General features: G+C 72.4%; 23 protein-coding genes. 11 read left to right on the top strand and 12 right to left on the bottom strand.

The genetic code is table 11. The features are described 5' to 3' along the window. Positions 1–221 precede the first annotated feature (221 nt). Positions 222–983, bottom strand: a complete 762-nt coding sequence (locus tag NYF13_RS17905; protein ID WP_315658231.1) for a TetR/AcrR family transcriptional regulator — start codon at positions 981–983, stop codon at positions 222–224. A 220-nt stretch (positions 984–1,203) separates the two neighbouring features. Between NYF13_RS17905 and NYF13_RS17900 the strand changes: the two genes are divergently transcribed. The 3 genes from NYF13_RS17900 (at position 1,204) to NYF13_RS17890 (ending at position 5,459) form a co-directional block, all read left to right on the top strand. Further along, the gene (locus NYF13_RS17900) at positions 1,204–3,573 is read left to right on the top strand and encodes a DEAD/DEAH box helicase (protein ID WP_315660353.1); all 2,370 of its coding nucleotides are present in this window, start codon (positions 1,204–1,206) and stop codon (positions 3,571–3,573) included. Next, positions 3,570–4,217, top strand: a complete 648-nt coding sequence (locus NYF13_RS17895) for an SWIM zinc finger family protein (RefSeq protein WP_315658230.1) — start codon at positions 3,570–3,572, stop codon at positions 4,215–4,217. Before NYF13_RS17900 ends, NYF13_RS17895 begins: the two co-directional genes overlap by 4 nt. A gap of 141 nt (positions 4,218–4,358) precedes the next feature. Beyond that, entirely contained in the window at positions 4,359–5,459 is a 1,101-nt protein-coding gene (locus NYF13_RS17890; RefSeq protein WP_315658228.1) for an NAD(P)/FAD-dependent oxidoreductase, read from the top strand. On the opposite strand, the gene NYF13_RS17885 is transcribed toward NYF13_RS17890, so the two are convergent. The 3 genes from NYF13_RS17885 to NYF13_RS17875 form a co-directional block, all read right to left on the bottom strand. Continuing rightward, positions 5,445–6,107: a class I SAM-dependent methyltransferase gene (locus NYF13_RS17885; RefSeq protein ID WP_315658227.1), complete on the bottom strand. Its 663-nt coding sequence runs from the start codon at positions 6,105–6,107 to the stop codon at positions 5,445–5,447. The genes NYF13_RS17890 and NYF13_RS17885 overlap by 15 nt on opposite strands. A gap of 67 nt (positions 6,108–6,174) precedes the next feature. Next, positions 6,175–7,791: an acyl-CoA dehydrogenase family protein gene (locus NYF13_RS17880; RefSeq protein ID WP_315658226.1), complete on the bottom strand. Its 1,617-nt coding sequence runs from the start codon at positions 7,789–7,791 to the stop codon at positions 6,175–6,177. Further along, on the bottom strand, positions 7,775–8,380 hold the full coding sequence (locus tag NYF13_RS17875) for a TetR/AcrR family transcriptional regulator (protein WP_315658225.1): 606 nt from the start codon (positions 8,378–8,380) through the stop codon (positions 7,775–7,777). The genes NYF13_RS17880 and NYF13_RS17875 overlap by 17 nt, the downstream gene beginning before the upstream one ends. Before the next feature lie 634 nt (positions 8,381–9,014). Here NYF13_RS17875 and NYF13_RS17870 point away from each other — a divergent pair. Then, positions 9,015–10,004, top strand: a complete 990-nt coding sequence (locus NYF13_RS17870; protein ID WP_315658224.1) for a tyrosine-type recombinase/integrase — start codon at positions 9,015–9,017, stop codon at positions 10,002–10,004. Between the two features lie 15 nt (positions 10,005–10,019). Here NYF13_RS17870 and NYF13_RS17865 read toward each other — a convergent pair whose 3' ends face one another. Further along, positions 10,020–10,403 (bottom strand): hypothetical protein, encoded by a 384-nt coding sequence (locus NYF13_RS17865; RefSeq protein WP_396287611.1) that lies wholly within the window; start codon positions 10,401–10,403, stop codon positions 10,020–10,022. Between the two features lie 66 nt (positions 10,404–10,469). Here NYF13_RS17865 and NYF13_RS17860 point away from each other — a divergent pair, with 66 nt between their 5' ends. Further along, entirely contained in the window at positions 10,470–11,255 is a 786-nt protein-coding gene (locus tag NYF13_RS17860; protein WP_315658222.1) for a glycerophosphodiester phosphodiesterase, read from the top strand. Positions 11,256–11,341: 86 nt separating this feature from the next. Here NYF13_RS17860 and NYF13_RS17855 read toward each other — a convergent pair whose 3' ends face one another. Continuing rightward, positions 11,342–12,040 (bottom strand): transglycosylase family protein, encoded by a 699-nt coding sequence (locus tag NYF13_RS17855; RefSeq protein WP_315658221.1) that lies wholly within the window; start codon positions 12,038–12,040, stop codon positions 11,342–11,344. A 247-nt stretch (positions 12,041–12,287) separates the two neighbouring features. On the opposite strand from NYF13_RS17855, the gene NYF13_RS17850 reads away from it, so the two are divergent. The 4 genes from NYF13_RS17850 (at position 12,288) to NYF13_RS17835 (ending at position 15,622) form a co-directional block, all read left to right on the top strand. Continuing rightward, complete coding sequence (locus NYF13_RS17850) at positions 12,288–13,688, top strand: MFS transporter (protein WP_315658220.1); 1,401 nt, start codon at positions 12,288–12,290, stop codon at positions 13,686–13,688. A gap of 21 nt (positions 13,689–13,709) precedes the next feature. After that, positions 13,710–14,489, top strand: a complete 780-nt coding sequence (locus tag NYF13_RS17845; protein ID WP_396287610.1) for a thymidine kinase — start codon at positions 13,710–13,712, stop codon at positions 14,487–14,489. A 225-nt stretch (positions 14,490–14,714) separates the two neighbouring features. Next, complete coding sequence (locus tag NYF13_RS17840) at positions 14,715–15,062, top strand: RNA polymerase-binding protein RbpA (RefSeq protein WP_315658219.1); 348 nt, start codon at positions 14,715–14,717, stop codon at positions 15,060–15,062. 188 nt (positions 15,063–15,250) lie between these two features. Further along, positions 15,251–15,622 carry a VOC family protein gene (locus tag NYF13_RS17835; protein ID WP_315658217.1) on the top strand — a complete coding sequence of 124 codons (372 nt, stop codon included), beginning with the start codon at positions 15,251–15,253 and terminating at the stop codon, positions 15,620–15,622. A gap of 240 nt (positions 15,623–15,862) precedes the next feature. On the opposite strand, the gene NYF13_RS17830 is transcribed toward NYF13_RS17835, so the two are convergent. From NYF13_RS17830 to NYF13_RS17820, 3 genes are read right to left on the bottom strand one after another with little or no spacing between them, the layout of a single operon-like run. Further along, positions 15,863–16,630 carry a polyprenol monophosphomannose synthase gene (locus tag NYF13_RS17830; protein WP_315658216.1) on the bottom strand — a complete coding sequence of 256 codons (768 nt, stop codon included), beginning with the start codon at positions 16,628–16,630 and terminating at the stop codon, positions 15,863–15,865. 60 nt (positions 16,631–16,690) lie between these two features. Further along, positions 16,691–18,286: an apolipoprotein N-acyltransferase gene (gene lnt, locus NYF13_RS17825; protein ID WP_396287609.1), complete on the bottom strand. Its 1,596-nt coding sequence runs from the start codon at positions 18,284–18,286 to the stop codon at positions 16,691–16,693. Positions 18,287–18,296: 10 nt separating this feature from the next. After that, complete coding sequence (locus tag NYF13_RS17820; RefSeq protein ID WP_315658215.1) at positions 18,297–19,901, bottom strand: amidohydrolase; 1,605 nt, start codon at positions 19,899–19,901, stop codon at positions 18,297–18,299. A gap of 156 nt (positions 19,902–20,057) precedes the next feature. Between NYF13_RS17820 and NYF13_RS17815 the strand changes: the two genes are divergently transcribed. Continuing rightward, positions 20,058–21,446, top strand: coding sequence for a lysine 2,3-aminomutase (locus NYF13_RS17815; RefSeq protein ID WP_315658214.1), 1,389 nt, complete (start codon positions 20,058–20,060; stop codon positions 21,444–21,446). A 61-nt stretch (positions 21,447–21,507) separates the two neighbouring features. Here NYF13_RS17815 and NYF13_RS17810 read toward each other — a convergent pair whose 3' ends face one another. Genes NYF13_RS17810 through ahcY form a run of 3 tightly spaced genes read right to left on the bottom strand, consistent with a single transcriptional unit; the run spans position 21,508 to position 25,190 of the window. Beyond that, positions 21,508–22,764, bottom strand: a complete 1,257-nt coding sequence (locus NYF13_RS17810; RefSeq protein ID WP_315658212.1) for an aminotransferase class III-fold pyridoxal phosphate-dependent enzyme — start codon at positions 22,762–22,764, stop codon at positions 21,508–21,510. A 22-nt stretch (positions 22,765–22,786) separates the two neighbouring features. Beyond that, on the bottom strand, positions 22,787–23,734 hold the full coding sequence (locus NYF13_RS17805) for a cupin domain-containing protein (RefSeq protein WP_315658211.1): 948 nt from the start codon (positions 23,732–23,734) through the stop codon (positions 22,787–22,789). A 13-nt stretch (positions 23,735–23,747) separates the two neighbouring features. Then, positions 23,748–25,190, bottom strand: coding sequence for an adenosylhomocysteinase (gene ahcY, locus NYF13_RS17800; protein WP_396287689.1), 1,443 nt, complete (start codon positions 25,188–25,190; stop codon positions 23,748–23,750). A 524-nt stretch (positions 25,191–25,714) separates the two neighbouring features. On the opposite strand from ahcY, the gene NYF13_RS17795 reads away from it, so the two are divergent. Beyond that, a complete protein-coding gene (locus NYF13_RS17795) occupies positions 25,715–26,545 on the top strand; it encodes a hypothetical protein (protein ID WP_315658209.1) in 831 nt (276 codons plus the stop codon). The last annotated feature ends 31 nt before the right edge of the window (positions 26,546–26,576 follow it).

The raw sequence follows: 26,576 nt of genomic DNA, 5'->3' as shown, positions 1-26,576 counted from the left end.
CCCCGGTCGCCTTCCGAGCCCGGGCCCTGGTGAACCGGATGCGCGTGGTTACCACCGGGCCCTGGCCGAACGCCTGCGCGGTCACGGGTCGCCCCCGGGTCCGTCCACTTCCGACACCGCTGCCCCCTTGCGGTGCCGGACCGTGCCCCTCGACCGGTGGCACGACGGGAGCCCGGCACCCACCGAGAACCTAGCGCGGGGGACCGACAGTTCCGGGCCGGTCAGCCCCGGCCGACGAGCTGCCCGACACCGTCGAGGATGCGGGCGAGGCCGAACCGGAAGTGGTGCTCGGGGTTGCCCGCGGCGCCGTAGGCCTGCCCGGCCGAGGTGCCGACGCGGCTCGCGCGGGGGTAGTTTTCCGGTGCGGCGGCCGGGATCCCGGCCAGGACCGGGGCGCTGAGCTCCCACCACCGGCCGTCGGTGAGGCCGCTGCGGCGGACCACGCCCGCGGCGTCGACCGAGCCGCGGGCGGCGCCGCGGACGAACCCGGTGAGCAGGCTGACCACCGCGTCGAGTTCGAGGTCGTCGAGGCCGAGACCGTCGAGCGCGGTCAGCTCGCGTTCGTACTTGGCGAAGGTGTTCGGCCCGAGCGGCGGCCGTCCGGTGGTGACCTGCAGCAGCCACGGGTGCCGGTGGTAGAGCCGCCAGAGGTCCTCGGCGACGGCGGTGAGCGCGTCGCGCCAGCCGGTGGCGGGCAGTTCGCCGGGCAACTCGCCGTGGGCGCGGTCGAGCATCAGGTCGATCAGCTCGGCGTGGCTGGGCACGTAGGTGTAGAGCGACATCGGGGCGACGCCCAGCTCTTCGGCGACCCGGCGCATGGTGACCGCCTCCAGGTCGTCGCGGTCGGCGAGCCGGATCGCGGCGGTGACCACGTCGGCCACCGCGAGCTTGGGCTTCGGTCCGCGCCGCGGCGGACCGGGCACGCCCCAGAGCAGCTCGATCGTCCGCCGGGGATCACCGGCGCCGGTGTGCTCGGTGCTCATGTCCGCTTCCGCCATTTCCTCGTACGTTGTACATAGTTCTGGTACGTTCGAGGTACAGCGTACGGAGATGGTGGGGGTGGGCCGGCTGAAGGCCGTGGTCGTGGAACCGGGTCAGTTCGTCTTCTGGTGTCCGGACGGCGGGGACCCCGGCGGTCCTGGTGCCGCCGGGACGGTGCGGGTGGTGCTGCCCGACGGGGTCCGCGAGGTGCCCGCACGCCGGATGCCCGTCACGGAAGCGGTGCGGCCGGATGGCGACGCGTCGGCCGAATTCTGGGCTGTCGCCGCGGAAGCCGGAAGGCGGCTGCGCGCGGCCGGGTGGACGGGCCCGCTGGAGCCGGCCGAGGAGCGCTGGCTGCGCGCACTGGCCGACGCCATGCCACCACACGCCCACGCCGCACCGGTCCCGGGCGACGACACCCGGCTGCCCGAGCCGTACCCGTTGCTGCTGCGGTTCCTCGGCGAAGTCGCGGGCCTGGCGTCCCGGGTGTCATTGCGGGTGGAGGCGGACGACCTGGCCGGCGGCCGGTTCCGCGCGGTCGTGCAGGTGCACGGCGGGGCGAAACCGCTGGTGGACGCCACGCGGCTGTGGGAGTCCGGCGACCAGGAGACCCGCCACGAGGTGGTGCTCACGCTGCGCCGCGGTGCGCAGGCGTGGCCGGCCCTGGCGCCGTTGCTGTCGGCCGCGGTGCCGTCGGACCTGCCGCTGGGCGACGAAGAGGTCCGGGAGCTGTTGTCGGGCGGCACGCAGCGGCTAGCCGAGGCGGGCATCGCCGTGCACTGGCCCGCGGAGCTGACCGGACTGAGCGCTCGGGCGGTGGTGGCCGCCGGGGACGCGCCCGGCGATCTGCCGTCGTTCTTCGGCGGCGGCCGGGTGCTGGAGTTCGACTGGCAGCTCGCGCTCGGCGGCGCGGCGCTGACCGCGGCCGAGCTGGACGAGCTGGCCCAGGCGCGGCGTCCGGTGGTCCGGCTGCGCGACCGCTGGGTGCTGCTCGACCCGGTGTCGGCGGACCGGGCCCGGCAGCGGACGCTCGAGCCGCTCACCGCGGTCGGCGCACTCGGCGCGGTGCTGACCGGGACCACCGAAGCCGACGGCCGACCGGTGGAGGTCATCACCGAAGGCTGGCTGGAGGCGGTGCGCGAACAGCTCTCCCGGGCTCCCGAGCCGGGGGAGCAGCCGCCCGGACTGGCCGCGACGCTGCGGGACTACCAGCTGCGCGGACTGCGCTGGCTGAGCACCCTGACCTCGCTCGGGCTGGGCGGCTGCCTGGCCGACGACATGGGCCTCGGCAAGACCGTCACGCTCATCGCGCTGCACCTGCACCGCCATCCGGACCACCGCGGCGGCCCGACGCTGGTGGTCGGCCCGGCCTCGCTGCTGGGCACCTGGGAGGCAGAGATCCGCCGGTTCGCACCCGGCACCCCCGTGCGCCGCTTCCACGGTGGCGAACGCTCGCTGGACGACCTCGCCGGGTTCGTCCTCACCACCTACGGCACCCTGCGCTCGGACCCCGGCCCGCTGGCCGGGATCGACTGGGACCTGCTGGTGGCCGACGAGGCCCAGCACGTGAAGAACTCCCGCTCGGAGACGGCGAAAGCGTTGCGGGAACTGAAATCCGCGGCCCGCGTCGCGCTCACCGGAACCCCGGTGGAGAACACGCTCTCGGAGCTGTGGGCAATCCTCGACTGGACGACGCCGGGCCTGCTCGGCTCCCACGCGGAATTCCGGGCCCGATGGGCCCAACGCGTCGAGTCCGGGGGCGACCCGGCGCCGGCGGAGCGGCTTTCCCGCCTGCTGCGGCCGTTCCTGCTGCGACGGCGCAAGTCCGACCCCGGGATCGCGCCCGAGCTGCCGGCCAAGACCGAGACCGACCGGCCGGTGCCGCTGACCACCGAGCAGGCCGCGCTCTACGAGGCGGCGGTGCGGGAGCTGCTGGCCGAGGTGGGCGCGAGCGACGGGATGGCGCGGCGCGGCCGGATCGTCAAGCTGCTCACCGCGCTCAAGCAGATCTGCAACCACCCGGCCCACTACCTCGGCGAAGGCGAGGACGCGCCGTTGCCCGGGCGCTCGGGGAAGCTGGAGCTGCTCGACGAGCTGCTGGACACCGTCCTCGCCGAGGGCAGCTCGGTGCTGGTGTTCACCCAGTACGTGGCGATGGCCCGCCTGCTGGAGCGCCACCTGGCCGCCCGCGGCGTCGCCACCCAGCTCCTGCACGGCGGCACGCTGGTGCGAAGGCGGGAGGAGCTGGTCCGCCGGTTCCAGGACGGGGCCGTGCCGGTGTTCCTGCTCTCGCTCAAGGCCGTCGGCACCGGGCTCACCCTCACCCGGGCCGATCACGTCGTGCACTACGACCGCTGGTGGAACCCGGCGGTGGAGGACCAGGCGACCGACCGGGCGCACCGGATCGGGCAGACCCGCCCGGTCCAGGTGCACCGCCTGATCGCCGAAGGCACGATCGAAGACCGGATCGCGGTGATGCTGCGAGAGAAGCGGGCACTGGCCGACGCGGTGCTCTCCGGGGGCGAGGCGGCGTTCACCGAGCTGTCCGACGCCGAGCTGGCGGAACTGGTCACGCTGGGGCGGCGCGGATGAGCGAGCGGGTGCGGGGCTTCCCAGCGTTCCCGGCCCGCGCCGGACGGGGCCCGTTCGCCCGGTCCTGGTGGGGCCGCGCGTGGCAACGGGCGATGGAGGACACGGCACTGGACCGGCGGCCGCTGCGGCGCGGCCGGCAGTTCGCGGCGGCGGGGCTGGTCGGGCCGATCGCGGTCGGCCCGGGGCGGATCGCCGCGACGGTGGAGGACGCCGACGGCGGCCCGTACCGCACCGCCCTGCGGCTGGCCGAACTGTCCACAGCGGACTGGAACCGGCTGCTCGGCCGGGCCGCGGACCGCGCGGCGCACCTGGCCGCGCTGCTGGACCGCGAACTGCCGCCGGAGCTGGCCGACGACGTGGGCCTGCTGCCCGGCCTCGGCGACCTCGACCCGGAGTGCGACTGCCCGGGCTGGGAGCTGCCGTGCCGGCACGCCGCGGCGCTGTCGTTGCAGGTGTCGTGGCTGCTGGACGCGGACCCGTTCGTGCTGCTGCTGATGCGGGGCCGCGCCGAGCGGGAGGTGCTCGACGAGCTGGGCCGGCGCACCTCGCGTCCACCGGAGGGGGTCTCGGCCGCGCAGGCCTACGCCCGGGCGCGGCCGCCGTTGCCGGACCTCGCGGCGTTCACCCCGGTGCCGCGCCGCTGAGCGGATTTCCGCGACCGCGCCGGTGGTCGGGACCGGGAGCAGCCGGGTGATCGCCCGGGTTTCGCCTCTGCCCACCCTGGGTTGACGCGAACGGTGTTCGTAATATAGAACATTGTTCGTTACCTAAACCAGGAGGTTGTCATGCGAGTAACGATCAGCGGAGCCGGACTCGGGGGCCTGTGCCTGGCGCAGGGCCTGCGCCAAGCCGGGATCGACATCGACGTGTACGAGCGGGACCCGGCGATCACGGCCCGGTTCCAGGGCTACCGGCTCATGCTGAGCCCGGCCGGCCTCGAGGCGTTGCGCGGCTGCCTGCCCCCGCGCTGGCACCGGCTGCTGGACGCGATCCTCGGCGACGCCCGCGCCGGGCGGCTCATCCTCGACCCCCAGCTCAACCCGATCGGCGAGCTGGGCCAGGTCCGGACCGGGATCGTGGCCGACCGGCACGTACTCCGGCACCTGCTGCTGACCGGGCTCCCCGTACACACCGGCGCCGCGCTGACCGGCTACGAACCGCGGGACGACGGCCGGGTCGAAGCCCGCTTCACCCACCGTGACCCGGTCACCGCCGACCTGCTCGTCGGGGCGGACGGCATCACCTCCGCGGTCCGCGCCACGCTCTCTCCGCAGACGCGCCCGACCGACACCGGAGTCCGGTTCGTCATCGGCCGCACACCGTTGACCGGGCAGTTCGCCTCACTGGAACCGGCGCTGGGCTCGAAGATCACCGGCGACGGGGTGAGCCTGCTGCTCGGCGCCATGCAGTTCCGCACCCCGCCCCGGGAAGCGGCGGAAACGCTGGCGCCCGAGGTGACGCTGCCCGACGTCGGCGACTACATCCGCTGGGCGATGGTGCTGCCGCCGGCGGGCTCGCTCGACGGGATGACCCCGCAGGAAGCCGTGCTGTCGAGGACCGAAGGCTGGCACCCGGACCTGCGGGCCCTGATCGAACAGGCCGACGCCGACCACAGCACGCTGCTGTCCATCCGCGTGGTCGAGCCCCGCGAACGCTGGACCCCCGGGCCGGTCACCCTGCTCGGCGACGCCATCCACGCCACCTCACCCACCGGCGGCAACGGCGCGAACACCGCCCTGCGCGACGCCGACGTCCTGCGCCGCTGCCTGATCGCGACACCCCAGGACCGGCTGGGCGCGGTCGAGCACTACGAGCGCCAGATGTTCGAGTACGGCGCCGAGGCAGTGCGCTCCAGCCTCGACGCCCTTCCCTCACTGACGCGCTGACGAGGAACCGAGCCCCTTCCGCACCACCACATACGCCTGCGGAGTGCGCTCGGACGGCGGCTCCGGCGCCCGCACCATCCGCGACTCCACCGTGAACCCGGCGGCCACCGCCCACTGCTCGACCGACTCCGGCCGCAACCGGTACGCCACGAGCGAAAGACCCTCGTGCCCATACCCCCGCTCGATGCGCCGCACCTCGTCACCCACCTGGAACGCCAGCAGCACCCGCCCACCCGGCACCAGCACCCGCGCCAGCTCCGCGAACACCTCCGGCTGCCGGGCCGGCGGCGTGTGGATGATCGAATACCACACCAGCGCACCGGCCAGCGAAGCATCCGCCTGCCCCAACCCCAGCAGCGAACCCACCTCGAACACCAGCCCGGGATGCTCGCGCCGCGCGACCTCGACCATGCCGGGGGAGAGGTCCACCCCGAACACGTCCAGCCCCCGCGCCGCCAGATAACCCGTGATCCGCCCCGGACCGCAGCCCAGGTCACCCACCGGACCGGCCGGGCCGACCAGCTCCGCGAACGCATCGAGCATCGCCCGGTCCCACGGGCTGCCGGCCAGCCGGCCGCGCAAGGTCTCGGCGTAGCCCGCGGCCACGGTGTCGTACGCGGTCCGCGTCTCGGACAGGAAATCAGTCATGACCGCAGACCGTATTCCCCGCACCCCCGATTCCCCGCACCCCCGGCCCGTCCGCGAAACGCCCGGACTACACCCGGGCCCGCCCGAGGATCGCCGAAGTGTCCGTCCCCGGCGGCAGCGTGCCGTACGCGAGACCCCAGTCACCGGCGAACCGCGACGCGCAGAACGCGTCCGCCACCGCCGGGTCCCCGTCCCGCACCAGCAGCGAACCCTGCAACACCAGCGCCATCGACTCCACCACCCGCCGCGCCCGGAACTCGAGGTCATCCACATCGGACAGCTCCCGCTTCAACCGGCCCACCGCGTCGTCCAGCCGCGCATCCCCACCCGAAGCCAGCTCGACCTCCCCGAAGAACGCCGCCACCGACTCCGGCTGCCGCGCCATCGCCCGCAACGCGTCCAGCGCCGCCACGTTGCCCGAGCCCTCCCAGATCGACATCAACGGCGCCTCCCGGTACAACCGCGGCATCCCCGACTCCTCGACGTACCCGTTGCCCCCGAAGCACTCCAACGCCTCCGCCGCGTGCGCCGGCGCCCGCTTGCACACCCAGTACTTCGTCACCGCCAGCCCCAGCCGCCGGAACGCCTGCTCCTGCTCGTCACCCACCCGATCACCCGCCGCCGCCAGCCGCATCGCCACCGTCGTCGCCGCATCCGCCTCCACCACCAGGTCGGCCAGCACGTTCGCCATCAACGGCTGCTCCACCAGCGCCTTCCCGAACGCCTGCCGGTGCGACGCGTGGTGCACCGCCCGCACCGCACCCAGCCGCATCCCCGAAGCGCTGCCCAGGGCACAGTCCAGGCGCGTGTTGTTCACCATCTCGATGATCGTCCGGACCCCACGGCCCTCCGCACCGACCAGCCAGCCCACCGCGTCCTCGTACTCGAGCTCCGAAGACGCGTTCGACCGGTTGCCCAGCTTGTCCTTCAACCGCTGCAACCGGATCGGGTTCCGGCTGCCGTCCGGCAGGACCCGGGGGAGCAGGAAGCACGACAACCCACCCGGCGCCTGCGCCAAGGTCAGGAACAGGTCCGACATCGGCGCCGAGGTGAACCACTTGTGACCCACCAGCCGGAAGCTGCCGTCACCCGCCGGCCGCGCCGTCGTCGTGTTCGCCCGCACATCCGACCCACCCTGCTTCTCGGTCATCGACATGCCCGCGATCAACCCGCGCTTGGTACCCGGCTCCCGCAACCCGAAGTCGTACTCCGTCGACGCCAGCAGCGGCTCGTACCGCTGCGCCAGCTCCGGCGTCGCCCGCAACGCCGGCACCGCCGCGTAGGTCATCGAAATCGGGCACGTGTGCCCGGCCTCCACCTGCCCCCACACGTACAGCTTCGCCGCCCGCGCCGCGTGCGCCCCCGCCCGGCCGTCCCGCCACGGCGCCGCCTGCAAACCGTGCGACACCGCCACCCGCATCAGGTCGTGCCAGTGCGGGTGGAACTCCACCTCGTCGATCCGGTGCCCGCGACGGTCGTGCGTGCGCAGCACCGGCTCGTTCTCGTTGACGATCCGGCCCCACTCCTGCGCCTGCTCACCACCGGCCAGCCGGCCCAGCTCGTGCACCTCACCGGCCGCCCACCCGGCGCCCGCGCGGCTCAGCGCCGCCAGCAGCGCCGGATCGTCCGCGACGTCGTAGACCAACGGTGGCACCTGGTTGGTGACCTCATGCGTGACGGACATCCGGACCTCCCAAGGACCGCACGACAAACGTGCGCAACTCGACGACATCAGTGGTTCCACCGCTGGTCAGCGGGCCGATCAGCACTTCGGCGGCCGCGCCCACCAGCGCGGCCGCGGTGATCTTCGCGTCCTGCGCGGGCAGCGCCCCGGCCCGCACCCCGGCGGCGACGTGCTCCGCCACCACATCCCGGAAGGCCCGCCGGAACTCCAGCCGTTCCGCATCGATCGACGCGTCCACCGGCTCGGCCAGCAGCGCGTACGCCAGCCGCGGAGCCTTCAACGCCCGCGCCGAGAACGTCTCGAACACCGCGACCACCCGCTCAGCCGCGTCACCCGGCCGCTGCGCCGCCGCGCGCACCGCCTCCACCTCCCGCGACACGACCTGCCGGAACACCCGCACGACCAACTCGGCCTTGGTGGGGAAGTGGCGGTACACCGTGCCCACCGCGATCCCGGCCCGCTCGGCGACCGCAGCGACGGAACACCCGGCGTACCCGCGCTCGGCCAGTTGCTCCATCGCGGCGATCACGATCGTCTCGCGCTGGGCGTCCAGGCGTTCCTGCACTCTGGGGGTGCGGCGGTAGGGCACGGCAAGAAGTGAAACATCGATTCACATCTTCAGTCAATCGAAGAGGGTTCCAGACGCCAACTTGACATAATGTACATTATCGGCGCACGGATGACCTGCTGCGGGAGACTCTGGAGAGGGGCTTCAAGGCGAGTGATCCGGGCGGGTTCATTATCGAGTGCGCTGAGGCTCCAAGGCTGCGGCGGTCGTGACCCGGACTGCTACCTTCGGCCACCCTTACGTCCGCCGACGCCCCGGCGCGGATTGCCAACCGAAGGAACCTACGAAAGAGATGTCCCCGAGTTCGCTGTCTTTGCGCCGTGGTTACCCCGGGTTGATTTCGTCACCGTGACGTATTGAGGTCGACTGGCCGGACGTTCCATCGCAGCACTCGTGGAGCCACCCGGCGAAGTTGATCTAGCCGCGCCAAATCGGCGTCAGGCTGGCTGAGCGGCGCCGATCGAACAGATGAGCGTTTGGCGCTCGCAAAACACGTCGCCACACCGTCAGGATGTGCTCGGCGAACCGTTCGGAGTGGATTGGCTGGGTCGAGAGTCCCCCGGAGGCCGATCGCCGCCCGGTATGGTCTATTCATGCATAATTGCTATTATGCATGAATACGGATGATCATCCAGGGGCGCAGAATGTCGGTGCTGTGCGGTACAAGATCGGGATGCAGGTTTCCGAGGCGCAGCAAGCCTTCTTCGCGGCGCGGCGGCCGCGCAAGGATTCGCCGCACACCACGGCCGCCTACCGGCGTGACCTCGCCGGGATCACCACTCTCCTGCGGGCCGAGGCGGGCCGCTCCGAGCACGAGCTGGACGTCGAGCACCTGACCGCTCCGGTGCTGCGGGCGGCGTTCGGCGCGTTCGCCGACGGGCACGCGAAGAGCTCCGTGCTGCGGGCCTGGTCGACGTGGAACCAGTTCCTCACCTTCTGCGTGTCCGACGGGCTGCTGCCCGGCAATCCGATGGGCGCCGTGGCCCGGCCCAAGACTCCCCCGCTGACGCCGAAACCGTTGCGCGGCGAGGAAACCCCGGAGCGTCTGCTCGCCGCGGCGGCCGACGGCGCGCGGCGGGCGCGGGACCCGTGGCCGGAGCGGGACGTGCTGGTGCTGGCCCTCGGGCTGGTGGCCGGTCTGCGCGCGGCGGAGATGCGGGCGCTGACCCCGCGGTCGGTCGTGGGCCGGGCGGGCGAGCTTCGGCTGCACGTCCACGGGAAGGGCAGCCGTGACCGGTCGATCCCGGTGCAGCCGGTGCTGGCGAAGCTGATCGAGACCTACACCGAGTCGTGCCGGCGGCGGTTCCCCCGCTCGCGGTTCTCGTCTTCGGAGCCGTTGCTGCGGGATCGCGCCGGTGAGCCGATCGGGCGCGGGGCGCTCGATTACCTGGTGAAGTCGTGCTACCGCTGGGCGGGGCTGCACGACCGGGTGCCGACGGGCGCGAACCTGCACGCTCTGCGCCACACCTTCGCGACCCGGCTGGCCGAGGACGGCGCGACCGCGTCGGAGATCATGAATCTGCTCGGTCACGCCAGCCTGGCGACGAGTCAGAACTACATCGAGGCGACCGGACGGGAGCAGCGGGCGGCGGCGGCGAGCAACCGGACCTACCGTGCGCTGGAGGGGTGGAACGGCGGCGCCTGAGCCGTGCGAGCGGGTTCAGCGGAGTTGTTCGAGGTCCTTGGCGGCGTGGGCGATCTCCTGGGCCAGTTTGCGCAGCTCCCCCGCGGCGGCGCCGTCCTCGGCGGCGGTGACGATGTCCTCGGCGGCGCAGCGGAGCTGGAAGAGGCGGTCCTGCAGCGAGGCGATCTCGGTGTCGGAAAGCACCACGGCGTCTTCGGGCAGTCCGCTGCGTTGCAAGGCGGTGCGGCGTTCGTACGCGCGCTGGCGGCACGATTGGCCGCAGTAGCGGCGGCGACGGCCGACGTTGCCGCCTTCGGGAAGGCGGCGGCCGCACCAGCCGCAGTGCTTAGGTGCGCCGGGGCGGCGTGGGACGACGAGCTCGTCGCCGGTCAGCGGGGCGTGTTCGGCCAGATCCCTCACCCGGCCGACCCTAGCTGGCCCCCGCTCCCCCGTGCCGGGGCCATGCCGGTGGAGGACACTGGATTCATGCGTCCTGCGTTCCCGTACCTGGCCGACCCGCTCCCCCGTGCCTTCGCCCACCGCGGCTGGCACCTCGGTGACCTGGCCGGGATGGAGAACTCGTTGCCGGCGTTCCGGCAGGCGGTGGCCGAGGGCTACCGGTACGTCGAGACCGATGTGCAGGTGACTTCGGACGGGGTGGTCGTCGTGCACCACGACGGCACGCTGGATCGGACCACCGACGGCGGCGGGGAGATCGCGGCGCGGACCTGGGCGCAGCTCAAGCACGTGAAGGTGGCCGGGCGGGAGCCGTTGTCGCGGCTGGAGGACGTGCTGGAGGAGCTGCCGCGGACGCGGTTCAACGTGGACGTGAAGTCCGACGGCGGGGTGGAGCCGTTCCTGCGGGTGCTGGAGCGCACGGGTGCGATGGGGCGGGTCGCGGCGGCGTCGTTCTCGGATTCGCGGCTGGCGCGGTTGCGGCGGCTGGCGGGGCCGGAGCTGCTGACCGCGATGGGCCCGAGGTCGGTGCTGGCGCTGTGGGCCCAGGGGTGGCTGCCGCTCGTGCCGGTCGGGCGGCTGGCCCGGGGCCGGCTGGCGCAGGTGCCGGTGCGGCAGGGGCCGTTGACGGTGGTGGACCGGTCGTTCGTGCGCGCGGTGGAGCGGGTGGGGGGCGAGGTGCACACGTGGACCATCGACGATCCGGCGCAGATGCGGGAGTTGCTGGACCTGGGGGTGCACGGGATCGTGACGGATCGGCCGGACCTGCTGCGGGACGTGCTGGTCGAGCGGGGGGCGTGGCGCCCGGCCGAGTAGGCGGCCGTGGGCGGTGCTGCGCGTGGTTCGGGCCCCCTCTCCCGCGTCGCGCGTGGATGAGGGGGGCCTGACCGGTGGGGCCGGGGTCAGCGGGGTGCTTTGCCCTGCCAGGCGGCTTTCCAGGTCAGTGGCCCGAGCCGGCCGGAGTCCTTGATGCCGTTGGCGCGCTGGAGGGCGACGACGGCGTCGCGGGTCTTGTCGTAGTAGCAGCCGGTGCCGGTGAAGCCGTAGCCGAAGGCGTTCATGCGGAGCTGGAAGGTTTTGAGGGCGGGGGCGCAGTCGCCGTAGGCGTAGACCAGCCCGGGCCAGGCGGGCATCGCGCCGGAGGGCGGGGCCGGGGTGGGCCGGGGTTTGGGTGCGGGCGGGGCGGGGGTGCCGCCGCCGATGTAGGCGGATTCGTCGTAGGAGGGGACGCGTTTGCTGCGGGCGTCGCCGTCGGCGGCGAGGCTGAGCATGCCCGCGCATTCCCAGGGCTGCCAGCCGCGCATGCGGTACAGGTAGAGCGCGCGGTAGTCCTGTTCGCGGGGGCTGGCCTGGTCGGGGCGGCCCCCGCCGCCGACGCTGCGCCAGGTGCCGAGGTTGAACTGGTAGGCGCCGTAGTAGCCGTTGCCGGTGTTGGTGGTGTAGCGGCCGCTGGACTCGCACATGCGGAGCTTGGCCCAGGAGGCGGAGCTGGGGTCCGCGGACGCGACGCCGGTGACGGCGAGCGGCACGCCCAGCACGGCCAGGGCGAGGATCAGGCATCTCGTCGCAGCCCGGTGAGCTGTGCTTACGCGGTGGTTCATGGGATGCACAGTAAGCAGGTGCCCCACTGTCCACAAGAGTCACACTGCGAACACCAGTCTCACACGCACCGGTGAAGAACCGGGTCAGCGACACGCGGGAAACGCGGCGGCGGCGGCCGTTCGGAGTAGGCCCGGGAAGCTCCGGCGACGAACGGGACACGGTTTCGCTCATTCGGCGGTGTCCCCCGCCTTCGCCCCCGTAGTGTGCCGCCTGACCTGGCGGTTCTTGATCACCGAGGAGTACCGGATGACACTGGCCGAAGCCCGTGACCGAAAGCGGGAACGGTGGGGCTGGTACTTCTACGACTGGGCGAATTCGCCGTTCTACTCGTCGGTCACGACGGTGTTCGGCGCGCTCTACATGAGCACGATCGCGGCCTCCGACGCGAAGCAGAACATCACCCTTAATGGGGACACGCCCTGTGTCGACGCGGCGGGCGCGGACGACAAGCTGCGCCACTGCGACGTGTCGTTGTTCGGTCTCCACTTCCCCGCCGGTTCGACCTGGGGCTACCTGTTGTCGGTGGCGACGGTGGTGCAGGTGCTGGTGCTGCCGATCGCGGGCGCGGTGGCGGACCGCAGCCGGCACAAGCGGCGGATCCTGGGCGGGTTCGCGCTGCTGGGGGCGGTGGCTTCGGCGCTGATGTTCGGCATGGCCGGCTCCGACTGGCAACTGGGCGCGGCGCTGTTCGTGGTCGCGAACATCGGGTACGGCGGTTCGCTGGTCGTCTACTACTCGTTCCTGGTGGACATCGCGGAGCCGGACGAGCGGGACGAGGTGTCGGCCAAGGGCTGGGCCTTCGGCTACCTGGGCGGCGGGGTCGCGCTGGCGTTGCAACTGGCCTTCTACCTGAGCCGGGACTCGCTCGGGGTGAGCACGGAGATGGCGGTGCGGGTCTGCTTCCTGACCTCGGGGCTGTGGTGGGCGGTGTTCACCGTGCCGACGGTGCGGGCCCTGCCCCGGGTCCACGTGCCGGTGGCGGTGGAGCGCGGGGTTTCGGTGCTGCGGGCGGGGTTCCGGGAGCTGCGGCAGACCCTGCGCGAGGCGCGGCGGTTCCCGCTGACGCTGGCGTTCCTCGGGAGCTACCTGCTGTACGCGGACGGGATCAACACGGTGGTGTCCGTGTCGGCGCAGTACGGGAAGGACGAGCTGCGGTTCTCCGACGAGGTGCTGATCGTGACGGTGCTGGTGATCCAGTTCGTGGCGTACGGGGGCGGGGTGGTGCACGGACTGGTGGCGCGTCGGTTCGGGGCGAAACGGACGATCCTGGGCAGCCTGGTGCTGTGGGTGGCGGTGCTGGGGGCGGCGTACTTCGTGGAGCCGGGGCAGCAGGCGCAGTTCTACGCGCTGGCGGTGGGGATCGGGCTGGTGCTGGGCGGGACCAACGCGCTCTCGCGGTCGTTGTTCAGCCAGCTGATCCCGGCCGGGAAGGACGCGCAGTACTACTCGCTCTACGTCGTGGGCGAGAAGGGCACGTCGTGGCTGGGGCCGCTGGTGTTCGCGGGGGTCGGGCAGGCGACGGGGTCGTTCCGGTGGGCGATCGTGGCGCTGGTGGTGTTCTTCGTGCTCGGATTGGTGTTCGTGGCGCTGGTGCCGGTGCGGCGGGCGATCGTGGCCGCGGGGAACCGTCCGCCGGAGCTGCTGTGAGCCCCGATAGGGTCGAACGTCGTGACTGCGCTCAACGACGGCGGGCTCGACGCTCCCCGGCCCGTGGAAGACCCCACCGACGCCCTGTCCCCGGTCCCGCCGGCGGGTGCGCGGCGGAGCGCGGTCCCCGGGGGCCGGTTGAAGTTCTGCTACGGACCGATGGACTGCGGGAAGTCGACGCTCGCGCTGCAGATCGACCACAACCACGCGCGGCAGGGCCGGCACGGGCTGGTGCTGGTGCGCCACGACCGGTCGGGGGTGCCGCAGATCACCAGCCGGATCGGGATCACCCGGCGGGCGACGGAGGTCGCCGCGGTCACCGATGTGCGCGAGCTGGTGCGGGCGCGGTGGGCGCGGGGTCAGCACGTGGACTACATCATCGTGGACGAGGCCCAGTTCCTCTCCCCCGGGCAGGTGGACCAGCTCGCCGAGCTGGCGGACGAAGCCGGGGTCGACGTGTACTGCTTCGGCATCGCGACGGACTTCCGGAGCCGGCTGTTCCCGGGGGCGGCGCGGTTGTTCGAAGTGGCCGATGAGCTGCAGCCGGTGCAGGTGGAGGTGCTGTGCTGGTGCGGGCTGCCGGGCCGGTTCAACGCGCGGGTGAGGGATGACAAAATCCTTCGCGAGGGTGACACTGTTGTCGTAGCAGATACCGAACAATCCGTAGTTGAAACTTCAGCTTCGACACGATCCGAGGCAGATTTGGCTACGGTCCGTTATCAGGTATTGTGCCGCCGACACTTCCGTTCGGGCGACCTGGGTCCCGCGACCGAGCACCACGGTCAGTTACGGTTGTCGTAGACACAGAGTCAGTAGCCCAACTGGGGGATATCCGCACTACGAAGGCGGTGACCGCGTCATGCCAGAGCGCGGAAAGTCTCCTAATAGTGGAAGCTGACGCCGAGGGGTGACGCAGCTCATCGTGAGCGACGACATGGTGGTCCGGGAATCCCTCGGCCGCCGCGATCGTTGCATAGGGTGAGCATCACCCCGGCTCCGCCCGGAGCTGACTGAAAGGACTCCAACATGGCCGACCGTGTTCTCCGTGGAAGCCGGCTGGGAGCGGTCAGCTACGAGACCGACCGCAACCACGATCTCGCCCCGCGCCGTACCGTCCGCTACGCCTGCCCCAAGGACCACGAGTTCGAGGTGCCGTTCTCCGACGACGCCGAGATCCCGACGGTGTGGGAGTGCCGGCTGCACGGCAGCGAGTCCGAGATCGTCGATGGCGGGCAGCCTGAGCAGAAGAAGACCAAGCCCCCCAGGACGCACTGGGACATGCTGCTGGAGCGCCGCTCCATTCCCGAGCTCGAGGATCTGCTGAACGAACGTCTCGCCGAGCTCAAGGGACGCCGGACCAGCCGGTCCGCGTGAGCCTCGGCCAGTAGCTGGCTCCCACCACCGGAAAGCCCCCGTGTCCCCCACGGGGGCTTTCCGCTGTCCGGGGGTGCGGCGACTCGGTGAGGTCGGTCGTGGCGTCCGGCCGGTCCGGCTTGACGAGTGTCAGCATCATGACATACGTTCGTATGTCAGTGCGTTGACACCAAGACCGGAGGACGACCATGACCGTGACCGGACCCGATTTCCTGGCTCTGCAGGTCCGCGACCTCGACCGGGCCGCCCGGTTCTACGAGACCGAACTCGGGCTGCGTCGCCAGCCCGCCGGCCCGCCCGGCGCGGTGGTGTTCGACACGCAGCCCCTCGCGTTCGCCGTGCGGGAGCCGCTGCCCGGGGTCGATCTGGACACCGCTTCCCCGCGTCCGGGCTTCGGGGTCGCGCTGTGGCTGAGCTGCGATGACGCGCAGGCGCTGCACGACCGGCTCGAAGCCGCGGGCGTCACCATCCTCACCGAGCCGTTCGACGGCCCGTTCGGCCGCACGTTCGCCTTCGCCGACCCCGACGGCTACGCGATCACCCTCCACGACCAGGGTTGACGCCGGAGCCTGGATCGAGGCGGCGCTGCGCGAGCACGGGCTGATAGTGGCTGGGCTCGATCGACGTGGCCGTGCTGCCGATCACCAGTCCGACCCGGCAGAACGTGCCCGGCCTGCGCCCCGGCAACCCGCGGCCCGCCGTGCAGTTGCCCGAGCAGACCGTACTGGCGCCGAGGGGAAGAGTTCAGCCGGTGAGGCGACCGCGGCGGCCGGTGGGGACCAGGCCGCCGCGGTTTCGGCTCAGCCGCGGCCGAGCAGCCGCTTCACCTGGGCCAGCCGCCGCTGCACGCCCCAGGCCGCCACGCGGAAGAACGCCTCGCGCATGATGTCGCTGCTCATCTTCGACTGGCCGATCTCGCGGTCGGTGAAGGTGATCGGGACCTCGACGATGTCGAAGCCCGCATCGGCGGTGCGGCGGGTCAGGTCGATCTGGAAGCAGTAGCCGTGCGAGGCGATCTCGTCCAGCTCCAGCTTCTCCAGCACCGGGCGGCGGTACGCGCGGAAGCCCGCCGTCATGTCCGCGATCTTGAACCCCATCGCCAGGCGCGAGTACAGGTTCGCGCCGCGGGAGAGCAGCTGGCGGCTGAGCGGCCAGTTCACCGTGGCGCCGCCGGGCACGTACCGGGAGCCGATGGAGAGATCGGCGTCGGCGACCGCGTCGAGCAGACGCGGGAGGTCCTCCGGGGCGTGCGAGCCGTCCGCGTCCATCTCCACGAACGTCGCGTAGCCCTGGGCCAGGCCCCAGCGGAACCCGGCGATGTAGGCCTTGCCCAGACCGGCCTTTTCGGTGCGGTGCAGCACGTGCACGCGCTCGTCGGCCTTCGCGCGCTCGTCGGCCAGCTCACCGGTGCCGTCCGGGCTGCCGTCGTCGACGACCAGCACGTGGACCTCCGGGAGCGCCTGGTGCAGGCGGTCCAGAACCGGGCCGAGGTTGTCCCGCTCGTTGTAGGTCGGGACCACCACCAGCACCGGCTCGATTCCTTCGGCCCCCCGCGGCGCCTGCGCCATCCGTACTCCTCCGAATTCCGCGGGCTCGCACCCGCCGCTTCCCCTGCTGTCGTGCCGGCGCTAGTTCGCGCGCCGGGTGCGAAAACGGAGCACGAACCCACCGGCGACACCCGCGATCGCCAGTGCCAGCAGTCCGTACTCCGTCCACGCACCGAGTCGATCCGACAGCGTAGTCTGCGTCCGCAACGGCACGCGGCCGACCAGGGCATCTGCCGTGAAAAGGCCGGTTGAGCTGGTGATCGTTCCATCCGGGGCGACGAGCGCGCTCACCCCGGAGGTGGCCGTCACCACCACCGCGCGGCCGTGCTCGACCGCGCGCAGCCTCGACATCGCCAGCTGCTGGTAGCTCATCTCCCCCGGCCCGTACCACGCGTTGTTGGTCGGCACCACGAGCAGTTCGCCGCCGGCGTCGGTGGCTTCGCGGGCCGGGTAGTCGTATGCCGTCTCGTAGCAGATGAACACGCCGACTTTGGTGCCGGCGACCGAAAGCGCGGTGTTGCTGCCGTCGCCGGGGGTCTGGTCGAGGGTGTCGTCGACGAACGGGGTGACCAGCCGGGCGATCGACCGCGCGGGCACGACCTCGCCGAACGGGACGAGCTGCTGCTTGGCGTAACGCTGGCCCGGGCCGGTGCGCGGGTCCCAGACCACCGCCGAGTTCTGCGCGGACCCGTCGGGCAGGCGGACCAGCGCGCCGATGACGGCCGGCACGCCGAAGGCGGACACCATCTGGTCGATGCCGGGGTCGTCGCCGTCGTAGGAGGTCGCGGTCTCGGGCCACAGCAGCAGGTCCGGCTTCGGGACCTGGCCGGACCGGATCGCCTGCAGCAGGCGCGCGCTCTCGGCGAGGTGGTTGTCCCGCAGCACTTCGCGCTGCCCCTGCAACGCCACCCCGATGTCGGGGGCGTTGCCCTGCACGGCGGCGACGGTGAGGGAGCCGTCCTGCGCGGCGGTGCCGATCGTCGGCCACAGCGCCAGCCCCGCGAGCACGGGCACCACGGTGAACACCACGGGCGCGACGAGGGGGCGCACCTTCCGCGCGGCCCCCAGCCGGGTCACGAGCGCGGCCAGGCCGAAACCGGTCAGCACCACGGCCAGGCCGACCAGCGGGGCGCCGCCGATCGAGGCCAGCGGCAGGAACGCGCCCTCGGGCTGGCTGAACGCCACCCGGCCCCAGGGGAAGCCGCCGAGCGGGAACCAGGCCCGGGGCGTTTCCATCCCGACGAACACCAGCGCGCCCCACAGCGGCGCCAGCGGCAGCCGGGAGACGACCGTGATCAGCCCGCCCGCGAGTCCGAAGTAGAGCGCCAGCACGATCGACAGGCCCAGCCACGGCCACGGGCCGAAGTCGCGGCCGAGGAAGTCCTGCAGCCACAACAACTGGGTGAGGAAGAACACGGTGCCGAACACGAACCCGTACCCGAAGCCGCCGCGGCCGGTCCGTCCACGCAGGACCAGCGCGAAGAGGGCGAACGCGAGCGGCGCGAGCCACCACAGCGGGCGCGGCGCGAAGCTCAGGTAGTAGCCGTAGCCCGCGACCGCCGCGGCGGCGAGCCGCAGCAGCCACGCTCGCGTGGATCGCCGCTTCCCGGTGGTTGCGGCGGCGGAGTTCGCATCGGGGGGCACGTCCGGTTCGGGATCCGCGACTTTCACTGGCACGACGGGAACTCTAGGCGGCAGGCGTGAAATCGTCGTGGATGACCGCCCCGTCGCGGACCGTGCGCAGGCAGCGCGGCAGCGGGGTGCCGGCGTCCAGGCGCGGCAGCGGGGGCACCCCGGAGCGCGGATCAGTGGACCAGCGCTGCACCCGGGAGTCGGCGGTGGCCACCACGAGCTCGGCCGCGTCCCAGATCGCGTAGTGCGCCGGGGCGCCCGGGACGAGGCTGCCGGTGACGCCGTCGTTCACCCCGGCGGCCCGGTGCCCGCCGCGGGTGTGGGCGGTGAAGGCGGCCCGCGCGGACAGCCGGGCGCCCTGGGTGTGGTGGTGCACCGCGGCGCGCACCGACGCCCAGGGGTCGAGCGGTGTCACCGGCGAGTCGGAGCCGAACGCGAGCACCACGCCCTCCGCGGCGAGGGTGGCGAACGGGTTGAGGCCCGCGGCCCGCCCGGCGCCGAGGCGGTCGGCGTACATCCCGGCTTCGCCGCCCCAGGCCGCGTCGAACAACGGCTGCGCGGACGCGGCGACACCCCAGCCGGCCAGCTCGCGGGCCTGGTCGGCGGTGGCCATTTCCAGGTGTTCGAGCCGGTGGTGGCTCGCGGCCAGCGCCCGCCGGCCGGCCTCCTTGCCGGCGAGCCGGAAGCCTTCGACGATCTCGGCCGTCGCCGCGTCGCCGATCACGTGGAAACCGGCCTGCAACCCGGCTTCGGTGCAGGCGACGAGGTGGGCGGCGATCGCGTCGGCGCCGAGGTAGAGCGAGCCGGACGTGCCGGGCGCGTCGGCGTAGGGCGTGGTGAGCGCGGCGGTGCGGGAACCGAGGGCGCCGTCGACGAACAGGTCGCCGCCCGCTCCGTGGGCCCCGAGGGAGCGAGCGGCGCCGACGTCGGGTTCGCCCCAGTAGCCGACGACCTCGGGCGTTTCGGGGCCGGCGAGGGCGAGCAGTCCGGCGAAGTCCTCGCGGCCGGCGATGTCCGGGCCGCCGCACTCGTGCACCGAGACGATCCCGCGGGCCGCGGCCGTGGCGAGGAACGCGCGCTGCGCGGCGGTGCGCTGCTCCGGGGTGATCGCGGCGCGGGCGGCCGTGCGGACCTCGTGGTGGGCGTCGCGGGTCAGCGGGCCGTCTTCGGACCAGCCGGCGGCGCCACGGGCCGCGGGGGCCAGCTCCACCAGCGCGGTCGACACCAGGGCCGAGTGGACGTCGACCCGGCTCAGGTACACCGGCGTCGCGCCGGCGGCCCGGTCCAGCTCCGCCCGGCTGGGCAGGCGGGGCTCGGCCCAGGCCGACTCGTCCCAGCCGTGCGCGAGCAGCACCCGCCCGGGCCCGGCGGCCGAGCGCACCGCGGCGAGCAGCTCGGCGGCGCCGCGAACGCCGGTGAGGTCCAGACCGGTCAGGTGCAGTCCGGTCGCGGTGGCGTGGACGTGCGCGTCGACGAAGGCGGGGGCGACGAACGCGCCGCCGAGGTCCACGACCCGGGCGCCGGGGTGCAGAGCGCGGGCGGGGGCGTCCTGACCGACCCAGACCACCGTGCCGCCGGACACCGCCATCGCGGTCGCGTCCGGCGAGGAAGGGGTGTAGATCCGGCCGCCGAGCAGGAGCGTGGTGCTGTCGCTGGTCACGGTGCACGAGTCTGCCCCCGCGGCCCGGGTCGGCTCGGCCGGGGTGGGCCGGGCCGCGGCCACTAGTGGATCACCAGCCAGTTTCACAGGAAGATTTACGTCGAGCTAATGTTATGACAGGATATTTTAACGCGATACCGACGACTAGGAGTACAAGTGACTGCGATCCAGGAACCTGTGACGCCGGCCGCCGCCCAGGATCAGCCCTACGAGTACGCCCGCGCCGAGCTGGTCGAACCCGACTGGCGCCGGTTCCCCGGCTGGGCCGGCGTCACCGAAGCCGAGTGGCGCGACGCGCAGTGGCAGCGGGTGCACTGCATCCGCAACGCCAAGCAGCTGCGCGCCCTCATGGGCGATCTGCTGGAGGATCGCTTCTACGAAGACCTGCTCGCCGACCAGCGCGAGATGGCCACGATGTCGATGCTGCTGCCCCCGCAGATGCTCAACACCATGGCGCCGACGGCCGGCACCGACCCGGCCAAGGTCACCGAGGCGTTCTACGCCGACCCGATCCGCCGGTACATGATGCCGGTGCGCAGCGACCGCGACCCGGTGTGGCCGAACCACCCGCACTCCGAGCGCGACTCCCTGCACGAGGCGGAGATGTGGGTCGTCGAGGGCCTCACCCACCGCTACCCGACGAAGGTGCTGGCCGAGATGATCTCGACCTGCCCCCAGTACTGCGGTCACTGCACCCGGATGGACCTGGTCGGGAACTCGACCGAGCAGGTGGAGAAGCACAAGCTCGCCCTCAAGCCGGTCGACCGCCAGGACGCGATGATCGACTACCTCAAGCGCACCCCCGGCGTCCGCGACGTCGTGGTGTCCGGCGGCGACGTGGCCAACGTGCCGTGGCCCCAGCTCGAGTCGTTCCTGATGCGCCTGATGGACATCGAGACCGTGCGCGACGTCCGGCTGGCCACCAAGGCCCTGGCGGCCCTGCCCCAGCACTGGATCCAGCCGAAGGTCGTCGAGGGCCTCGAGCGCGTCGCGGTCACCGCGCAGCGCCGCGGGGTCAACCTGGCCATCCACACCCACGTCAACCACGCCCAGTCGGTGACCCCGCTGGTGGCGGAGGCCGCGCGGACCGCGCTGGAGATCGGCGTGCGCGACGTGCGCAACCAGGGCGTGCTGATGCGCGGGGTGAACGCGACCCCGGCCGAGCTGCTGGACCTGTGCTTCGCGCTGCAGGGCGAGGCGAACATCCTGCCGTACTACTTCTACATGTGCGACATGATCCCCAACGCCGAGCACTGGCGGGTCTCGGTGCACGAGGCCCAGGAGCTGCAGCACTCGATCATGGGCTACCTGCCGGGCTACGCGACGCCGCGCATCGTGTGCGACGTGCCCTACGTCGGCAAGCGCTGGGTGCACCAGCTCGCGGAGTACGACCGCGAGAAGGGCATCTCGTACTGGACCAAGAACTACCGGACCGGCATCGAGCTGGCCGACCCGGAGGCCCTGAACCGCCGCTACCCGTACTACGACCCGATCCAGTCGCTGCCCGAGGCCGGGCGCCGGTGGTGGGCCGACCAGCCCCGCTGATCCCGGCCGGGGCCGAGGGTGCCCGCCGCGGGCACCCTCGGCCGGACGCCACCCCGTGGCTTCACCTCGGCAGTTCCTCCTGAGTGCGTTCCATCGCCGTTTCGGCGGCGGCCAGGGTCTGCTCCACCAGTTCCGCGTCGTGGGCGGTGGACAGGGCCCAGTTGTGGGACGGGTGGATCAGCACCCCCGAAGCGGCCATGTGCGTGGCGAACCGGGCCATCCACCGGCAGTCCTCATCGCCCTCCACGACGATGCTCGGCATGGCCGGCGGACCACTGGCGGCCAGGGGCACACCGACCCGTTCGGCCGCCTTGACCAGTCCTTCGGTCAGCTGGAGCCCGGACCGGCGCATGGTCGCCACCCCGTCGGTCTCCCGCAGCAGGGTCAGGTTCGCGATCGCGGCGGCCATCGAGTTGGCCGAGTTCCAGAACGTGCCGGCCAGGAAGATCTCGGCCGCGGCCGCGCGCAGGGCTTCGGCGCCCACCAGCGCGGACAGCGGCCAGCCGTTGCCCAGGCCCTTGGAGAAGCACACCAGGTCGGGGCGGAAGCCGAACAGCGCGTGGGAACCCCGCAGGTCGAGGCGGAACCCCGCGCGCACGTCGTCGATGACCAGGAGCGTGCCGGCCCGCCGGCAGTGCCGGTGCAGCGCTTCGATCCACGCCGGGTCCGGCAGTTCGGCCGCACCGGGGATCGGGTGGTGGTAGGGCGTCACCATGATCGCGGCCAGCTCGGGCCCGTCCCGGCCGAACAGCTCGTCCAGCCCGGGGATGTCGTTCCACCGCACGAATCTGACCGCGTCGGTGTCGGCGGTGATCCGGCCCGGTTGCGCGGTCGGGAAGCCGTTCCAGCCGTGTGAGCCGTGGTAGGCGCCGTCCACCGCGGCGACCAGCGGGCGGCCGGTGTGCGCCCGCGCGACCACCAGCGCCGACCAGGTCGCGTCCGAACCGTTGGCGCCCCAGCTCGCCCACGCCGCCCCGTCCACCAGGTCCACCAGCAACTCGGCCAGCTCCACCGAACGCTGCGTGGCGTGGCTCAGCGTGCTGCCCCGGGCCGACTGCTCGCGGACCGCGTCGTCCACCTCGGCCCGGGCGTAGCCGTTGATCATCGCGCCGTAGCCGCAGATGTAGTCGATGTACCAGTTCCCGTCGACATCGCGCATCCGCGCCCCCTCCGCCCGCTCGGCGAACCAGGGCAGGGCATCCGGCGCGAACGACGAAGGAATGCGGTTGTGGCCCCACACACCGCCGGGGATCACCCGCTCCGCCCGGCGCAGCAGCTTGAGGGATTCCGGGTAACGCCGGTCCTCGATCGAATTCATCGGCTGGGCCTTTCGCAGGGTTTCAGTGGCGGGAGACGTACGGCGCGAGTTCCCGGACCCGGTCCGGGAACAGCGCGGTGAGCCGCTCGAGGGTCAGCAGTTCCTGGTCCTCGTAGCGGAAACCGGGTGCGACCACCTCGCTGATCAGCCCGTGGCCGACCCCGGGCGGCAGCATGCTCGTCTTCCACCAGCCGCCCGGGCAGGTCAGCACCGGGACCTCGCCGGCGGCCACGTCGAACCCGAGCACCTGTTCGTGCACCACCCCGTCCGGGGCGAGCATCCGGTACCGGATCGGTCCCCCGCTGTGCAGGAAGTGCGTGATGTCGGGGACGTTGCTGTGCAGGTGCCCGACCGGCGAGGCCTGGTCGAGCAGGTAGATGATCGAGTTGGCCACCGGCCGGTCACCGCGCGGGGTCTTCACGAACGCCCCGGACTCGTAGGTCTGCCGGAAGTAGCCGCCTTCGATGTGCCGCTCCAGGTCGAAGCCGGCCGCGAGGGAGCCTTCCGGGCCCGGTTTCCGCCCCGGCTGATGGTCGGGCAGCGGCGCGAGCGGCTGAGCCTGCGCCGCCGGCTCGGCCCCGCCCGGCATCGACGCCTGGCTCCACAGGGCGAAGCCGCCCGATTCCGGTGCGAGCGCGAAACCCGTGCCGGCCGGCACCAGCCACTGGGGGGTCGAGTACGACGGGTCGGCCCCCAGCACCACCGTGGACGCATCACCGGCGGGCTCCCGCAGGGAAAGCCGGAGGGGCTCGCCGGTGTGGAAGAACAGGAGCGTGTCGCTGGTGCTGCTGCACCAGGCCGACCGCTGCCCGGGGGCCAGCAGCCGGGTACGGGCCAGCACGGGGACGGACGGGAAGAGGTGAGTCAGCGCCGGCCCGGTCCGCCCGCCGCGCGGGTCCGGGCGCAGCGCGAGCCCGTCGGTGAGCGCCTCGACGGTGGTGCCCGTTCGTGACGAGGACTGGTTCGACATCGTGCGACCCCGATCAGTAGCGGTAGTGAGCCGGTTTGTACGGACCTTCGACAGCCACGCCCAGCACCCGCGCCTGGTGCTCGGTGAGCACGGTGAGGCGGGCGTCCACCGCGGCGAGGTGCAGCCGGGCCACCTGCTCGTCCAGCACCGGCGGCAGCGTGTGCACGTCCACCGGGTAGCGGTCGCTGCCGCCGAACAACTCGATCTGCGCCAGCACCTGGTTGGTGAACGAAGTGGACATCACGAAGCTCGGGTGTCCGGTGGCGTTGCCCAGGTTCATCAGGTGCCCGTCGGACAGGACGATGACCGAGTGGCCGTCGTCGAACGCCCACTCGTCCACCTGCGGCTTGACCGGGACGCGGCGCACGTGCTCGGCCGCGCGCAGCCCCGCCAGGTCGATCTCGGTGGCGTCGTGGGCCATGTTGCCGACGATCGCCAGGTGCTTCATCCGGGCCAGGTGGTCGATCGTCACCACGTCCGGCAGCCCGGTCGTGGTGATCACCACGTCCGCCCGGTCGGCGACCTCGTCCAGGGTGACCACCGGGTAGCCGCTCATCACCGCCTGCAGCGCGCAGATCGGGTCCACCTCGGTCACCACGACCCGGGCCCCCTGCCCGCGCAGCGCTTCCGCGCACCCCTTCCCCACGTCACCGAACCCGCACACCACGGCGAGCTTCCCGCCGAGCAGCACGTCCGTCGCCCGGTTCAGCGCGTCGACCACCGAGTGCCGGCAGCCGTACCGGTTGTCGAACTTGGACTTGGTCACCGCGTCGTTCACGCTGATCACCGGGAAGCGCAGTTCGCCGTCGGCCGCGAGCTTGCGCAGGTGCCTAGCCCCGGTGGTGGTCTGCTCCGTCGCTCCCTTCAACCGGGTCGCGATGTCGTGCCAGCGGCCGGCTTCGGCCTCGAGCACCTCGGTGACCGCCGCCACGGCCGGCTCGGGCAGACCGCTCTCGGCGGCCGGGAACTCGCCGTCCTTCTCGTAACGCAGCCCCCAGTGCACGAGCGTGACCAGCCCGGCACCGTCCTCCAGGAACAGGTCCGGCAGCCCGCCGTCCGGCCAGGACAGGGCGTGGCGCGCGCTCTGCCAGAACTCCCGGTGGTCCTGGCCCTTCCGGGCGAACACCGGGATCCCGTCGTCGCCGTGCGGGCCCGCGGCGACGGCCGCCGCAGCCGAGTCCTGAGTAGACAGTGGATCGGAGCCGGCCCAGCGCACCTGCGCGCCCAGCGCGACGAGCGTCTCGATGAGCACGGCGGTCTGCGCCGTCATGTGCAGGAACCCGCTGATCCGCGCACCTGCCAGCGGACGGAGCGGTCCCTGCGTCTCGCGCAGCTTCATCAACCCCGGCATCTCGTGCTCGGCCAGGCTGATCTCGCGTCGGCCCGCCGACGCCAGCGCCGCGTCGGCCACTCGGACGCCAGGGGTGGCCTCGATGACGCCGGCCCCCGTCCGCAGGTCTCTTTCAGTCGACACCATGGGATTTCCTGTCTTCGGGTATCCATCGGGTTGCTACCACGCCGAAACCGCCGCCGGCGTCGGATCCGAGTCTGCAAGAAAACCGCCACGGGCTGACAGGTGTTGCTCGGTGTCAGGTGGACGGACAACTCCCCCGCCGCCGGAAGGCGCACGTCAGCCCGGCCGGATGCGGTCACCGGCCTCCTCGCGCCCGCAGCGGCCGGTCTTCCCGCAGCTCCCGTGGTTGTCGTTCGACCGGAATCGCGGGGCACCGGTCAACCCGTTGCCGCACCGGGCTTCGGCCAGCAGAGTCGGGACCAGGCCGGCGGACCGCGGTTCGGCGGCCGGACCGCACACCGGAAGGGAGGTGACCCGATGCGCAAGCACGCCAGCAACCTGCGTCCTCGCCTGGACAAGGTCAAGACCAAGTAAGGCGGACCGCCCCGGCCCGCCGGGGCGAGAAGTGGGTGGTGGGGACCGCGTCCCCGCCACCCACCCCGGCCGGATCGGACTGCGGAGAGACCATGGACCCCTTCGAACGTTACGTGGCCGCGGCGGAGGCGGCGGGTGCGCTGTTCACCAGTGGGAGCGGCAGTTTCGTCGGCGGCGAGTACGTCGACGCCGCCCGCGGCGAGACCCAGTTCCTGGTGACCTACTGCGACGAAGCGGCCGTGGAGGACGGCTCGCTCCTGCGCCGGCTGCCCGCGGTCGCCGCCGCGGAGGCCCCGGCCTGCACCGCGATCGTGGTACGCCTGCGCGCGGGCCGGGAACTCCCGTCACCGTGGGCCCGGCACGTGACCTACGTCCGTCACCGGGGAGCCGCGGCGGACCCCGCGCCCGCGGAGCACTGTGGACTGAGGATCGTACCGGCCGAGGACGGCCGGTACGAAGCCGTGATCGCCGGCTGGCTCGCCGACGCGGTCCGGGAGGCGGTCGTGCTGCAAGGCGGCGGGCTCCTCGACGATCAGCCGGCCGAGATCGCCCGGCAGCTGCTCGCGACGCCGGGCCGGCGGACGTTCGTCGCGCTCGCCGACGCACTGCCCATCGGGCACGCGACGCTGCTGTGCGCGGAAGAGGACGACGTCACCGGCGAGCCGTTCGCGGAACTGTTCGACACCCTCGTGGTCCGGGGCCACCCCCGCCACAGCGAGGCGATCGCCGGGCTCGTCTCCGCCGCGGTCGGCCACGCCGCGGAGCTCGGCCTTCCGTTGCTGGGCAACGTGATCCACCAGGGCGCGACCGCGCCGGGCGCCGATCCGGGCGCGCGGGTCGTGTCGATGCTGGCCCGGTCCGGCTGGGCCGTGGACCACGTGCTGTGGCGGTGCGCGGTGGTGGGGGAATCCACGCCCGCCTGAACCGGCCCGGGGCCGGTGCGCGGTTCGCGCA

It is taken from the genome of Amycolatopsis sp. PS_44_ISF1 (assembly GCF_032335455.1).
In the GTDB taxonomy this organism is placed as follows: domain Bacteria; phylum Actinomycetota; class Actinomycetes; order Mycobacteriales; family Pseudonocardiaceae; genus Amycolatopsis.
Note: the sequence above shows the minus strand (reverse complement) of the source record. Positions and strands in the feature narration are given on the sequence as shown.